The following is a 13,504-nucleotide window of genomic DNA, read 5'->3' as shown; positions in this document are numbered from 1 at the left end:
TGACGGTAAAGATATTGAGTTCAAATCCGATAATTTCTCCAAAGGCCCGAGGTCGAAGGAATCTTTAGCCAGGATGGACAAGCAGCTGGATAAAGATATTGCCAACAAAACAGCCGGCACCGCAGAGCCGCACTGGCATTTTGATCATGATCCAACCAAAGCGGCGGATATGCAGGACCTGCTGAAGAAAATGGATGATAACGGAATTACTTATACACATGGTAAAACATACCCAGGTAGTCACTAAATAAAAATAAGAGATATAGTATGTCCGAGTTTTTTAGCGTAGTCAATGAATTTGAAGAGATGATTCAGCGGTTTGATTTTAAACAACCGAAGAAGTTATGGTATCCCCACCTGGTGGCATTAACCAAACATATAGAAGATGTTTTCTACTGTTATGTAATTGCCAGGGTATATAAACATGATGGCTCCCTGCAAACCACTATGTGGGTGGGCCCTGTAGACAGGCCCGATGATGGTCTTGAAAGCCTGTCGGCACATATTAAGATGGATATAGGATACACACAAATCCTCGATGAAGAGTTTTTCCGGAATTGTGAAAAGAAGATTATCCGTCTCATTGAAGAAGGAACATTAACCTCATTACTGGCTACCTCGAAAAAGGAGCTGGCGGATCCTTCTGTCAGGAACAGGAGGTACGAAGTATATACTGCCTATTTCCTGCCCTTTTTCAGGAAGATCCTGGAAGTGACCGGCAATGATGTAAAAGTACTGAAGAGCAAAGCCAAATGTGAGGCAGTGATTGAAAAAGAATTGTTGAACCTGGAAGGCGAAACAAAAGCATTTTTTGATAAACTGGGCCCCAAGGCTACTAAAGATAAGATCTGGGAATTGTGTTACATTTATTCACTGTAGCGCTTAGTAATTTTAAAGGCCGGCATCTCTGATACGCTATGAAAAACATTTCTTCTTTTGTTGTAAAAAAAGAACAGGAAATAGTAACTGCTTACAGAAGCGTTACTGCTTATGCAGAGTATATCACTTTCCTGGAAGCAGCCGTTAAAGATTACTACGAAAAAGGCACGGAGAAATTCTATTCCACTTTCGAGGAGTTTGGCCAAACCTTTACCACCGAATACGATGCAGTGAGCGTGTTAACAGGGATGGCAGCCTACAGGTATTGGCAGGCCGCCGTTGATTTCGCTGCCCACCCGGGTAAGCAGGGATACCAGCAGTTATTGCACGCGTTGCACTATAACATACAGGCGCTTTTAAAATGTGAAGAAGAACAAAAAACAGACGAGCGCATTTTTTCCACTGATATTGCTTTATACATCATCCTGGCAACTATTTATTTCCCGGAAGATGTAACATCCCTGTTACGGTATTTTTCTTTTTATCTGGAAGAAAAAAAAGACCTGATGAATGCCCCGCTGTATGCCGGTTTGCTGGGGAAGAAAGATGTAATACCACTGATGGTATTTGTAACGGCGGAGGCAGGAATTCCCCTGCCGGATAATAATATAAAACAGTATGTACATACCGATATAGCACCGGCTTACCGCAAGGCCATGGAGCAGCTGTATAGTGAAGATCCTGCTGTTGTTTCCGCATGGATCAGTGAAATGACAGAAGACCATATCGCCAAAAGCAAGGACGACTGGACCCTACCATTCAATCATCTTACCTGGCAGTATTTTCCTGTTGAAATCATTGCATTGCTGGTAATGAGGGCGCGCAAAGGGCTTAGCAATGATTTTATTGACAACCTGCTGCTGAATCATTTTAAGCCGTTTATGGTGCCATAAAAGCGTTTGGCGATTCACCGTTCAGATCCCTCACCAAACGCTTTCAGGTTAAAACCGGGAACTCACCACAAGGTCTTTGCTGCCCGGCGTATATTTATAAAATCCTTCACCGCTTTTAACGCCCAGGTAGCCTGCTGTTACCATGTTTACCAGCAGGGGGCAGGGAGCATATTTGGGATTGCCAAAACCATCGTGCAGTACCTGCAGTATAGAAAGACAAACATCCAGCCCTATGAAATCCGCGAGTTGTAAAGGCCCCATAGGATGCGCCATTCCCAGTTTCATTACGGTATCAATTTCAGCTACGCCGGCCACTCCTTCAAAGAGGGAACAGATGGCTTCATTGATCATGGGCATCAGTATACGGTTAGCAATAAAGCCGGGATAGTCGTTTACCACGCAGGGAACTTTCTCCAGTTTTTCGGAAAGTGATACAATGGCGCTGGTTACTTCTTTATCAGTGGCATAGCCGTTAATGATCTCCACCAGTTTCATTACCGGCACAGGATTCATGAAGTGCATGCCTATTACTTTTTCCGGGCGTTTGGTAACGGCGGCAATTTTTGTAATAGAGATGGAAGAGGTATTGGTGGCGAGTATAGCATCTGCAGGAGCGTGCAGATCGAGGTCCTGGAATATTTTCAGCTTCAGGGCCACATTTTCTGTAGCTGCTTCCACTACCAGTGATACTTCTTTTACGCCTGCTGCCAGGTCGGTTTGCAGGGAGATATTACCAAGCGTATCTGCTTTTACAGCTTCAGTAATGGCGCCTTTGGCCGCCTGCCGGTCCAGGTTTTTAGTGATGGTTTGCAGCGCTTTATCCAGTGCAGGGGCTGAAACATCTACCAGGTTTACGGCGTAGCCGTGTTGGGCAAATACATGCGCAATACCATTTCCCATAGTACCAGCGCCGATAACCGCAATTTTTTGCATGGTGTAGTGATTTGTCGGGATTGAATAAGGCGCTAATTTAAGGTATTACACGTTACCGTCAGTAACTGCCGTAACTGTCGTCTTTCCGTTTAAAGTCGCCCTGCTTCCAGGCCTGGATAAACTGGGCCCATGCCAGTGGGTTAAAAATATTCTGTGGAGGCGGCTGACCTGCATAGTACAGGTTCTGCGCCTGCTTTTTAAGATATTGGTTGGTGCCTTCCCTGCCATCGATGGGCATATAACGGGCCATGGCGCGAAGCCTGGCATTGCTCGTATTTTTCCGTGCCACCTCGTAGGCGTCGTCGGGGATATCCATATTGGCGAAAGCGCGCTCAAATTCTTCCCTGGAAAGATAAGGTTTGATGATGGTTACCGGGAGATAGGTGGTATCTTCCACCATCAGCTGTATCAGGGAAAAACTATTCCCCTTGATATCCGGTGGAATGCGGTAATTTTTATGTTTGAAGCCTACGGCACTGAAAGAGAGCGTATCGCCCTTGAATACAACAATAGAGAATATACCGGATCTGTTAGAGATAGTTCCCCTGTTTTGTCCTTTTACCAGGATGCTTACAGCAGGAATGGCCCGCAAACTGTCTGCAGTCATGGTGATACCCGAAATCTGTATAACGCTGTCTCTGAATTCCGCGATCTGAGCTTTCAAAAGGAAAGGAGATAAAACGAAAATAATGATGAGTGACAGTATGTAGGATCTTTTCTTATGCATGCCGGCCCTAAGATATAAAAATTTGTTTACGTGTTTCCATGCAGTTGATCTGCCCTGCCCAGAGAAATTGTAAATTAAATCCCAATTGGGTTAACTTTGCTCTCTGGATTCAAAATTAACAACAATTTATGATCACGAAAGAGCAGGTTTTAAAGGCCCTGAGCAACGTAGAAGAGCCGGATCTGGGGAAGGATCTCGTTACGCTGAACATGGTGAAAGATATAGAGATCGATGGTAATAAAGTGAAATTTACAGTCGTTCTCACCACACCGGCCTGTCCGTTAAAGGACCTGATCCGCAATGCCTGTGTGAATGCCATTCATATGCTGGTGAGCAGGGACGCCGAAGTGGAAGTTGTCATGACGGCCAACGTCAGTTCAAAAAGAGCCAACGGGCAGGGTGTACTGTCTAATGTAAAAAATATCATTGTAGTGGCTTCCGGTAAAGGAGGCGTTGGTAAATCCACGGTAGCAGCCAACCTGGCGCTGGCGCTGGGCCGTGACGGCGCCAGGGTAGGATTGATGGACGCAGATATTTACGGCCCTTCCGTTCCTATCATGTTTGGACTGCGGGGAGAAAGACCAATGATGGTGAATGTAGACGGCAAAGGCATGATCCAGCCGATTGAAAAATACGGGATCAAGGTAATGTCTATTGGTTTGCTGATAGATGAAAGGCAGGCGGTTGTTTGGCGCGGACCTATGGCCAGCAGTGCACTGAAGCAGTTTATCACCGATGTATATTGGGATGAGCTGGATTACCTGGTCATTGATATGCCTCCCGGCACCGGCGATATTCATCTTACCCTGGTACAAACTGTGCCTGTTACCGGCGCTGTGATTGTTACCACCCCGCAGGATGTAGCCCTGGCAGATGCCAAAAAAGGTATTGCCATGTTCATGGGACAGCAGATCAATGTGCCAATTATCGGATTAGTGGAAAATATGGCCTATTTCACGCCAGCTGAACTGCCGGAAAACAAATACTACATCTTTGGTAAGGAAGGTGGAAAACACCTGGCGGAAGAAATGGATATTCCTTTCCTCGGCCAGATCCCGCTGGTACAAAGCATCCGCGAAGGCGGCGATGCCGGTGTGCCCGCTATGGCCGGCGAAGAAAAAATAACCCGTAAAGCCTTCCTGGATGTTGCCGGCGCGGCTGCCCGCAGCATCGCCATGCGCAACGCTAATGTGGCGCCCACCAAAATAGTGGAAATTATTGTATAACAGCACCATGGTTGACGGATTACGGATAGAAATATCTGTAATCCGTTATCTTCCGATAATATCTTCATCTTCATGTATACTCCAAAACACACCAGGGAAACCAACTGGGATACCATTGCCAGGTTTATCAGCGAAAATGGTTTTGGCTTACTCATTAATACCGATAACGCGGGAACACCGCATGCCACGCATATTCCCATGACGCTGGTAGAGAAAACACCGGGAGAATTTGTTTTACGCGGGCATATTGCCCGGATCAACCCGCAATGGGAATGGTTTGAAAAAAACGAAGCACTGGCTGTGTTTTCGGGGCATCATGCTTATATTTCAGCTTCATGGTATGAAAAAGATAAGATACCTACCTGGAATTATATGGCCGTGCATATTCATGGCTCCATCCGTATCCAGGAAGAAGCGGAAGTAGTGGAAGCGCTCGGTGCACTGGTGGATAAATATGAAGCCGCATCTGCCTGCCCGGTGCATCTCAGCGATATTGATGATAAAACCCTGCTGAACAATGTAAAAGCCATCGTTGGATTTGAAATGAGCATCCGCGATGTAAATGCTAACTATAAGCTCAGCCAGAATAAAAAAGATGCCGATTATTTCAGCGTCATTGCTCATTTACGGGCATTGGGCGATGAAAATTCTTTACGTGTGGCAGCTGAAATGGAGGCCCGCAGGCCAGGCAGCAAATAGACGGAAACATTTTATTTTTTGTTGATGGTCCGAATCCCAAAAAGGAATATCTTTATTTTAATCTTCCGCGTTAAATTATGTCAGCATTGTCGGTATGCCACAACTACCACAGTGAATAGAGAAAAGTTGTTTTTCAAATACAGTTAATCATAATATGTTTAAAGAAGCGTCATTGCTTAAGTTTTTCTTAGCTTTGCGCCCCAAATTAACCGACTATGAATCGACAGGAATTGGTGAATCTGATTAAGGAAAAGCAGTCTTACCTGTGCGTAGGACTGGATACAGACGTACAAAAGATTCCAAAACACCTGCTTTCTCATGCAGATCCGGTGTTTGCCTTTAACAAGGCGATTATTGACGCTACCAAAGACCTTTGCGTGGCGTATAAAATCAATACCGCCTTTTACGAAAGTATGGGCATGCGCGGCTGGGAAAGTTTACAACGCACCATCGAATATATCCCTTCCGGGATATTCACTATTGCCGATGCAAAACGTGGGGATATAGGCAATACTTCTACCCAGTACGCCAAAACATTTTTCGAAACCTACAAGTTCGACTCCGTTACAGTGGCTCCGTATATGGGGAAAGACAGTGTAACGCCTTTCCTGCAGTTCTCTGAAAAATGGGCTATCCTGCTGGGATTAACTTCCAATGAAGGCAGCCAGGATTTCCAGATGCAGCAGATCGGGGATGAATTCCTCTTTGAGAAAGTGCTGAAAGCCGGCATGGAATGGGGCACCCCGGAGAACCTGATGTTCGTGGTGGGAGCCACCCAATCGTCGCAACTGGGGTATATCCGTAAACTGGTGCCGGATCATTTCTTCCTTGTACCTGGTGTAGGCGCACAGGGCGGCAGCCTGGAAGAAATTTCGCTGCAGGCCATGAATAAAGACTGCGGGCTGCTGGTAAATGCCAGCCGCGCTATCATTTACGCAGGCAACGGAGAAGATTTTGCAACAGATGCCCGCCGTATTGCCAAACAATACCAGGTGGAAATGGCCGGGTACCTGAACAAGATGGTGGCAACCGTGTAAATAATTTTTATGCCGGTACCGGGCAGCGGCGGTTTGCTGCGGGCGCCAGGTACCGGCATCTCCCCTGGATATTACTTGAAAAGACAGTTCCTTACCGTCCACCAGGGCTTTACTTCAAAAACCAGCCTGCCTGCGGTCACAGCAGGATCCTTCCCCACTAATGACACTACTTCGAGGCTGTCTTTACAATCCATAATAAAAATACCGCGCAGCGTTTCATCATTTTCAAAAGGACCCGCTACCAGCAACTTACCGGCTGCCGCCATTTTGCTGATATTGTCCATATGTGCCTGCTGGATCTTTGCGGCGAGGGCAGTATCCTGGTTCCGGATAGGACCTTTTTTCAACAGTACCATCCAGTACCTTTTTACTTCAGGAGGTACGCCTGGTTTGACTTTGGGGGATGGCACACGAAGTGCGACAGATCGTAATGGTGTGGGGTGAAATGATAACATCACAATGACTAAAAATCCCAATAGCAAAAGCGCAGGTAAAACTTTGCTTGCCATAGTAACTGAATTTGAAGGAAAGGTACAAACTTGTCGTGAAAATAACGTGTTTGCCTTCCCGGAATTTTTAATGAAGAACAGTTCCCGCAGAATAGCTTAAATCTCCCGGTGGACGCGGTTTCTAACAGGTAATTTCTTATATTGGGTATTAAACCTGTAGTAATGCAACAAGATCTGTTTCAGTCGCCCGATTATTTTGCCATAGATGATTTGCTGAAAGAAGAGCACCTTTTGACCCGCGACGCTGTTCGCCAGTGGGTAAAGAAAGAAATATCGCCCATCATTGAAGATTACTGCCAGCGCGCTGCTTTTCCGTCGCATATCCTGGAAGGACTGGGAGAGCTGGGCTGCTTTGGGCCTACCATCCCGGTGGAATATGGCGGAGGCGGAATGGATCATATCGCTTACGGGTTGATGATGCAGGAACTGGAACGGGGCGATAGCGGTATCAGGTCTACCGCATCCGTGCAGGGATCGCTGGTAATGTTCCCGATATTTACTTTCGGGAGCGAAGCGCAGAAAAGGAAGTACCTGCCCAAACTGGCCACAGGAGAAATGATGGGCTGTTTTGGCCTTACAGAACCGGATCATGGCTCTAACCCTGCAGGGATGCTTACCAATTTCCGTGAAGAAGGAGATCACATCATATTAAACGGGGCAAAAATGTGGATCTCCAATGCGCCGTTCGCAGATATCGCCGTGGTATGGGCAAAGGATGAAGGTGGCGTTATCCGTGGTATTATTGTAGAAAGAGGCATGGAAGGTTTTACCACCCCGGAAACCAAAGGGAAATGGAGTTTACGCGCCAGCGCTACCGGTGAACTGGTGTTTGATAATGTAAAAGTGCCAAAGGAAAATATCCTGCCGGATGCAAAGGGCTTAAAAGGGCCGTTAACCTGCCTTTCTTCCGCCCGTTACGGGATTGCCTGGGGGGTAATAGGCGCAGCGATGGATTGTTATGATACGGCCCTCAGGTATGCCAAAGAACGTATCCAGTTCGACCGTCCCATTGGCGGATTTCAGCTTACGCAGAAGAAGCTGGCAGAAATGATCACAGAAATCACCAAGGCGCAGTTGCTCAACTGGCGTCTTGGCGTTTTAAAAAATGAAGGGAAAGCAACAGCGGCACAGATTTCGATGGCCAAGCGCAACTCCTGTGAAGTGGCCGCGAATATAGCCCGCAATGCGCGCACTATACTGGGGGGAATGGGTATCACCGGTGAATTCCCGGTGATGCGGCATATGATGAACCTGGAAAGCGTAATGACCTACGAAGGAACGCACGAAATACATTTACTGATCACCGGTATGGATATTACCGGTTTAGACGCATTTAAATAGGAGCCGGCAACTGCCCGGCTCACTGCCAGCAATTACATGAAACAGTTTTTTTTCCTGGCCGCCCTGCTCTGGTCTGCCAACACCCGGGCGCAACAGGCGCCTGCTTTGAAACTCGTTACCTGCGAAGGAAAAGCACAGGGCACTTACTATATCGTAAAGTATTTATCGGCCGATACAACGTCAATGGATAAACGAATCGATTCCCTGTTTGCGGTGATCGATCAGTCGTTGTCGTTATATAAACCCGGATCGGCCATCAACCGGTTTAATGAAACCGGTCATGTTACCATGGATGCGCACATGAAAGCGGTGATACAGAAAGCGCTGTTTACCAGCAAAGCCACCAACGGCCTGTTTGATATTACGGTGAAGCCACTGGTATACCTCTGGGGATTTGGTGTTACCAAACCATCGTTTAAAGGCGTGCCTCCAACAGATAGCATCAAAGCTGCGATGTCGTATATTGGTTACCGTTATCTGCGTGTAAAAGGCGACCAGTTGTATGCTGCAAAGAAAGGAGTGCAGATAGATTGCAATGGTATTGCACAGGGGTATACAGTGGATGTGATCGGGCAGTTTTTGTTGCAGCAGGGAATAGAAAATTACCTGGTAGATGTAGGTGGTGAATTATGCGCAAGGGGACATAATCATCAGCACAAAACATGGCGTGTGGGAATAGAGCGGCCGGCGCCCGGCGATACTACGTATGAGCCGGTACAGGGGCTGGTGCGGCTTCCGGACAAAGGCATCGCTACCAGTGGAAATTACCGCCGCTTTTTTGACCAGGGACGTACACGTTTCGCGCATACTATTCATCCGGTAACCGGGATAGCGCTGCATAATAATATTATCAGTGTTACCGTAATCGCAAAAGACTGTTTTACTGCAGATGCTTTTGATAATCCCCTTATTCTGATGGGAGTGGAGAAGGGGCTTGCTTATATTGAACAACATCCGGAATACGGACTGGAAGCGATTTATATTTACAAAGATACAGACGGCGCCATTAAAGAAGCCTTCAGCAAGGGCTTTAAGGCGTACATGGAATTTTAAAAAAATGTCCCGTTCGCTGGTTCACGAACGGGACTCACTCTCACGCTTTCTTCTTAGAATATGGACACAATGGATTTAATTCAGTGAGAATTTCAATCCAATATTTCCCTGAACTGTATTGAAGTTTGTAATGTCGCCGTATTTATAAGGCGCATAGTTATACCGCACACTGGCATTAAACATCAGAGGCGAGGCCTTTCCAAAAGGCACGTTGATGCCTATTTCCGGGCTAACCAGGAATTGCCAGCTGTTATCTTTCTCTACAAATTCACCCCAGTATTTTTCATAGTTCATATTTGCAGTACCTACCCCCACAGTGGCGTATGGGATCACCGCTGCAGATGGATGGGTGAACGCATAACTTACGGTAGCCTGGATAGGGATTACCTGTAAGGTGCGCGACTGAACGGCAGAAACATCTCCCTGTTTATCGGGGTATACTGCGCGCGGAAGCCGTTGGTAAAAGTCCTGGAACCCGGAGCGTAATCCTACGGACCACTGGTTGTTCAATTGATACTGTAACCCTGCGCTCCAGCCACGGAAGCTGGTTTTGTCGGAATAATCCTTTAATGAGCCCAGGGGTTGTGCAATGGAATAATTCACATCTACGGATAAAGGCGGACGAACCTGTGCAGATACAGCCTGTGCGGCAAAACATCCTGCAAAAATCAATATCCAGTTTCTTATCTTTTTCATTTTCCTGTCAGTTTAAAAGTTCTCAATCAACATTAATCAGCGGGTTTTACTCAGGTAGGCAGACTGTGCAAAAGACGCCTGTACCATGGAATCGATGTTATCGATACCCCATACGCCTGTGCCACGCCATAATGCATTCCAGACAGCGGTATACTTGTTGTTCTTAGGATTTTTGAGATCGAACAAATCAATCGCTACCTGTCTTTCATTTACCTGGTAAACAGTGTAGTAAGAAGGCCAGTACCAGCCGCCGCCGGGATATCCCCAGTAACCAGGGTCCCAGTAGCCGCCACCGCCCCACCATCCCGGGTTCCAGGAGATGTTGGTGTAGGAGTTATCAATGCGTGTGAGGTTCAGCGCCAGATCAGGTTTGGCGGCTTTGTTCACCAGTGTGTAACCCCGTTGCTGCATGGCAGCAGTAACAGAAGCAATTAATTTTTTGTCGTAGTCCGTCAGCGCTTTTTTGGCTGAATCGCCGTTGCGCGTCAGCACTGCCACCGAATCTACTATGCTAAAAGTGGAATATGAGGTGAAATTGGCGGTGCTGTCGTGGTTGGTGATGTAGATCCTTGACTCTTCATTAGTCATATCTTTTAAAGGATCTTTACGGCAGCTACTGAATGAAACCATCGCTACCACTGCGGCAGCGGCACTGAATAAAAACAATGTTCTTTTCATGTCCTAGCGTATTAATTTAAATAAATAAATCTACGGGCTAACGATCATGGACCAGCCAGGTTGGTATCCTGACAATTCCGTTTCCGTTGTATGTTTCTTGAACGGATTAGATGGTTGATTGTTACAGAAAGTTTATCAATGGAGTGTTAATGAAATCCTAAATTGGAAGAAGGGTTAACAGTAACAATAATTAATGTAGTGGATTAAATTAATATAGATCTCTTTTCTAATTCCATTTTTAACTGATCAGGATTTTCAAACAAAATAGTATCGATACCAAACTCCCGCGCCGCCTGCACATTACGTATATTATCATCGATGAATAATGACGTATATACATCAGCGTTATACCTGTCCAGCAACAGCTGGAAAAACGCAGGGGCTGGTTTGCGCATTTTTTCCCTGCCAGACACTACGATGCCGTCGAACCAATGGAGGGATGGGTACATAGCCCATGCAACAGGAAATGTTTCGTCCGACCAGTTGGTGAGCGCATATAATTTATATTTCCCGCTTTGTTTCAGTTCATGCAATATATTTTTGGTGCCTTCAATTTCCCCACCGAGCATTTCCTCCCACCTGCCGTAGTAGGCGCGGATATTTTCTTCATGGTTGGGAAAGGCATTCACCAGCAGGTCGGTACCTTCGGCCAGTGTTCTGCCTTCATCCTGTGTTTCGTTCCAATCGGATGTGCAAACTTCGCTGAGGAAAGTTTCCATTTCATCTTCCGAAGAAAAAATTTTGCGGTATAAATGACGGGGATTCCAGTCGATCAATACCGCTCCCAGGTCAAATATAATTGTGTTGATCTTTTTGTTTTGCATAGGTTACGATTTATTCAGGAAGCTCATCGGAAGCATCTTCCAGGAGTTGAAGGTCTACCGAATCGCTGCCGGCAATACCTTCAATGGAGCCTTTTATATGCGCCGCATTGAGCAATACTTTTTCGAGTTGTTTTTCGCGCGCTTTCCAGAGTTTTTCCATGGCATCGCGTTCGCGCTGGATGGATAATTTCATAGACATAAATCCTTCGCGGATAGCCTTCCACTGCTCTGCGAACTCGCCACCGGTAAGGTATTCATAGAGCATGTGCATTTTATCTCCTTTGTTTTCCTGAGAGCGGAGCTTGCCTGAAATTTTGATAATACCATCTCTCAGTACATAGGCCAGTGCTTTTACTTCTGCGAAAGTGCAGATCCAGATGCCATCTTTTTCACCAAAGCGCTCCATATCTTTTGGCATGGTTTGCGTAACAAGGATAGCTACATCCACTCCCAGGCTGCGCATATCTGCTTTCAGTTTTTCCACCCAGTCCCTGATAAATTCCTTGGTGCGTTTGCTTTCATAAATAATGCGCCCGCATTCCTGCCCGTACTGGTTGCGGATCAGCTGAATGCAGTCGGCGCCGCGTACGCCTTTGCCTACCGGCGTTACCTCATCGAAGGGGAAATGAACACGCAGCATTTCTTCCAGTACCAGTTCCTGTGCTTCGCCCTGGAGTTGCATGGAGCCCTGTTCTGCCCGGCGTTTCATTTCTTCAGCCAGTTTGCGTTGGTCTTCCAGTTGTTTTTCCAGTTCACGGAGGCGCAACTGGTGCTCGGTATCTCTCAGCGTATTACGTTCGGCTTCTTCTTTCCGTATCTGGTCTGCCAGTTCCGACCGGGCTTCCAGCAGTTTTTTCTGCAGGTCAATTTCCAGTTCCTGTTCTTTGGTTTTCAGTTCCTGTTCCTTACGGAGGAATTCCAGTTCCTGTTTGCGGGCTTCCCGGAGTTTTTCTTCCTGTTCCAGGTTAGCTTCCTTTAAGGCCGACAGCTGGCTGCTGAGGTCGGCGGTGATGGATTTACGCAGCTCCTGCTCCATGGTGTCCTGGAGCTGTTTCTTTTCTGCGAGCACGCGGCGGTTCACTTCTTCTTCCTGCTGCTGTTTCAGCGTCTCTATCTGCCGGCGCTCGAGCGCCATTTTATTTTTTTCAGAAAGCAGCGTATCCTTTTCTTCCTGGAGGGATTTCAGGCGCCTGCGCCATTCATCTTCCATTTTTCCCCGCATTTCTTTTTCTATATCCGCTGCAAAAGCATCCTCGATCACAAACTGGTGCCTGCAACTGGGACAGGTAATTGATGTTCCCATAGTACTTCAGTAAAAAATTACGTAAAGATAGGGGTTTGGCGGCCGGAATAAAAAAAGGAAGGTAGTTGGCTCTTCCTTCCTCCTGCATGAATAATGGCTAAAACAAACAACGGTTATTCAGGTTTTTCAATGGATAGCATTTCCTGCCGGGTTAACACCAGCAAGGTGGGAAATGATTGTTAGGCGGAGGTTAAATGAAGGTTAGGGAATTGTTAAGGATGAGTTTATTGCAGTTTTTTTAATGGATACCGGTATTGTAGGCGGAGTTAAGCCGTATCTATAAAATACGGCTTAACTTCGGCTCGGATATGGCGTATATACGGGGGAGATACGGCGGAAACAGGGAGTATCTATACAGTAAGCTATAGGATGTCTTAATTTATTCACCTGCAGCCTTGAGGATATCGCCAAAGAGTTTTGGGGAAATGCGAAAATTGGTGGCCCATTCAGGTAAAGGCTTACCAAACTCCTGGGCTATCTCAACAGAAGTTGTGATAGTACCGAATAATTTTCTGAGAATGGAAACAGCATCAATTTTGTCAAGCAGGATCAGACAGCTGGTGTTGGCAATAATTGCTTTATATGTTCCCTGCATCACGAAGAATATCTTCCAGTGAATAATTGATGAATGGAACATCAAAATCTGCCAATATCTCTGCAAATGTAGTTTTTGACAATCCTGCCAGCTCCGCAGCCTGTCCTAAAG

At 46.5% G+C, this 13,504-nt stretch carries 17 protein-coding genes; 8 read left to right on the top strand and 9 right to left on the bottom strand.

Annotation, left to right across the window (positions count from 1 at the left end):
- From VIM72_RS14695 to VIM72_RS14685, 3 genes are all read left to right on the top strand, one after another.
- The coding region (locus VIM72_RS14695; RefSeq protein ID WP_332003577.1) for a hypothetical protein at nucleotides 1-247 on the top strand (247 nt) is incomplete at its 5' end.
- Nucleotides 248-267: 20 nt separating this feature from the next.
- Nucleotides 268-879 (top strand): Imm25 family immunity protein, encoded by a 612-nt coding sequence (locus VIM72_RS14690; protein WP_332003576.1) that lies wholly within the window; start codon nucleotides 268-270, stop codon nucleotides 877-879.
- 38 nt (nucleotides 880-917) lie between these two features.
- Nucleotides 918-1,772 (top strand): hypothetical protein, encoded by an 855-nt coding sequence (locus VIM72_RS14685; protein WP_332003575.1) that lies wholly within the window; start codon nucleotides 918-920, stop codon nucleotides 1,770-1,772.
- A gap of 48 nt (nucleotides 1,773-1,820) precedes the next feature.
- Here the strand turns inward: VIM72_RS14685 and VIM72_RS14680 are convergent, their stop codons facing one another.
- Both VIM72_RS14680 and VIM72_RS14675 read right to left on the bottom strand, forming a co-directional pair.
- On the bottom strand, nucleotides 1,821-2,705 hold the full coding sequence (locus VIM72_RS14680; RefSeq protein WP_332003574.1) for a 3-hydroxybutyryl-CoA dehydrogenase: 885 nt from the start codon (nucleotides 2,703-2,705) through the stop codon (nucleotides 1,821-1,823).
- 58 nt (nucleotides 2,706-2,763) lie between these two features.
- On the bottom strand, nucleotides 2,764-3,369 hold the full coding sequence (locus tag VIM72_RS14675; protein WP_332003573.1) for a carboxypeptidase-like regulatory domain-containing protein: 606 nt from the start codon (nucleotides 3,367-3,369) through the stop codon (nucleotides 2,764-2,766).
- A 191-nt stretch (nucleotides 3,370-3,560) separates the two neighbouring features.
- Here VIM72_RS14675 and VIM72_RS14670 point away from each other — a divergent pair, with 191 nt between their 5' ends.
- The 3 genes from VIM72_RS14670 (at nucleotide 3,561) to pyrF (ending at nucleotide 6,394) form a co-directional block, all read left to right on the top strand.
- Nucleotides 3,561-4,658 (top strand): Mrp/NBP35 family ATP-binding protein, encoded by a 1,098-nt coding sequence (locus tag VIM72_RS14670; RefSeq protein ID WP_332003572.1) that lies wholly within the window; start codon nucleotides 3,561-3,563, stop codon nucleotides 4,656-4,658.
- Between the two features lie 72 nt (nucleotides 4,659-4,730).
- Nucleotides 4,731-5,357: an FMN-binding negative transcriptional regulator gene (locus VIM72_RS14665; RefSeq protein ID WP_332003571.1), complete on the top strand. Its 627-nt coding sequence runs from the start codon at nucleotides 4,731-4,733 to the stop codon at nucleotides 5,355-5,357.
- 215 nt (nucleotides 5,358-5,572) lie between these two features.
- Nucleotides 5,573-6,394 (top strand): orotidine-5'-phosphate decarboxylase, encoded by an 822-nt coding sequence (gene pyrF, locus VIM72_RS14660; protein ID WP_332003570.1) that lies wholly within the window; start codon nucleotides 5,573-5,575, stop codon nucleotides 6,392-6,394.
- A 71-nt stretch (nucleotides 6,395-6,465) separates the two neighbouring features.
- On the opposite strand, the gene VIM72_RS14655 is transcribed toward pyrF, so the two are convergent.
- The gene (locus tag VIM72_RS14655) at nucleotides 6,466-6,903 is read right to left on the bottom strand and encodes a YciI family protein (RefSeq protein WP_332003569.1); all 438 of its coding nucleotides are present in this window, start codon (nucleotides 6,901-6,903) and stop codon (nucleotides 6,466-6,468) included.
- A gap of 162 nt (nucleotides 6,904-7,065) precedes the next feature.
- Here VIM72_RS14655 and VIM72_RS14650 point away from each other — a divergent pair, with 162 nt between their 5' ends.
- Entirely contained in the window at nucleotides 7,066-8,244 is a 1,179-nt protein-coding gene (locus VIM72_RS14650; RefSeq protein ID WP_332003568.1) for an acyl-CoA dehydrogenase family protein, read from the top strand.
- Nucleotides 8,245-8,280: 36 nt separating this feature from the next.
- Complete coding sequence (locus tag VIM72_RS14645) at nucleotides 8,281-9,297, top strand: FAD:protein FMN transferase (RefSeq protein ID WP_332003567.1); 1,017 nt, start codon at nucleotides 8,281-8,283, stop codon at nucleotides 9,295-9,297.
- A gap of 75 nt (nucleotides 9,298-9,372) precedes the next feature.
- On the opposite strand, the gene VIM72_RS14640 is transcribed toward VIM72_RS14645, so the two are convergent.
- From VIM72_RS14640 to VIM72_RS32405, 6 genes are all read right to left on the bottom strand, one after another.
- Nucleotides 9,373-9,993: an outer membrane beta-barrel protein gene (locus VIM72_RS14640; protein WP_332003566.1), complete on the bottom strand. Its 621-nt coding sequence runs from the start codon at nucleotides 9,991-9,993 to the stop codon at nucleotides 9,373-9,375.
- A 36-nt stretch (nucleotides 9,994-10,029) separates the two neighbouring features.
- Nucleotides 10,030-10,671, bottom strand: a complete 642-nt coding sequence (locus VIM72_RS14635; RefSeq protein ID WP_332003565.1) for a DUF4136 domain-containing protein — start codon at nucleotides 10,669-10,671, stop codon at nucleotides 10,030-10,032.
- 203 nt (nucleotides 10,672-10,874) lie between these two features.
- A complete protein-coding gene (locus tag VIM72_RS14630) occupies nucleotides 10,875-11,495 on the bottom strand; it encodes an HAD family phosphatase (protein ID WP_332003564.1) in 621 nt (206 codons plus the stop codon).
- Nucleotides 11,496-11,505: 10 nt separating this feature from the next.
- On the bottom strand, nucleotides 11,506-12,798 hold the full coding sequence (locus tag VIM72_RS14625) for a DUF2130 domain-containing protein (protein WP_332003563.1): 1,293 nt from the start codon (nucleotides 12,796-12,798) through the stop codon (nucleotides 11,506-11,508).
- Nucleotides 12,799-13,177: 379 nt separating this feature from the next.
- On the bottom strand, nucleotides 13,178-13,393 hold the full coding sequence (locus tag VIM72_RS14620; RefSeq protein WP_332003562.1) for a hypothetical protein: 216 nt from the start codon (nucleotides 13,391-13,393) through the stop codon (nucleotides 13,178-13,180).
- Nucleotides 13,377-13,448, bottom strand: coding sequence for a hypothetical protein (locus tag VIM72_RS32405; protein WP_414648994.1), 72 nt, complete (start codon nucleotides 13,446-13,448; stop codon nucleotides 13,377-13,379). The genes VIM72_RS14620 and VIM72_RS32405 overlap by 17 nt, the downstream gene beginning before the upstream one ends.
- Nucleotides 13,449-13,504: the final 56 nt, after the last annotated feature.

The organism is Chitinophaga sp. (assembly GCF_036569185.1).
In the GTDB taxonomy this organism is placed as follows: Bacteria; Bacteroidota; Bacteroidia; order Chitinophagales; family Chitinophagaceae; genus Chitinophaga.
Note: the sequence above shows the minus strand (reverse complement) of the source record. Positions and strands in the feature narration are given on the sequence as shown.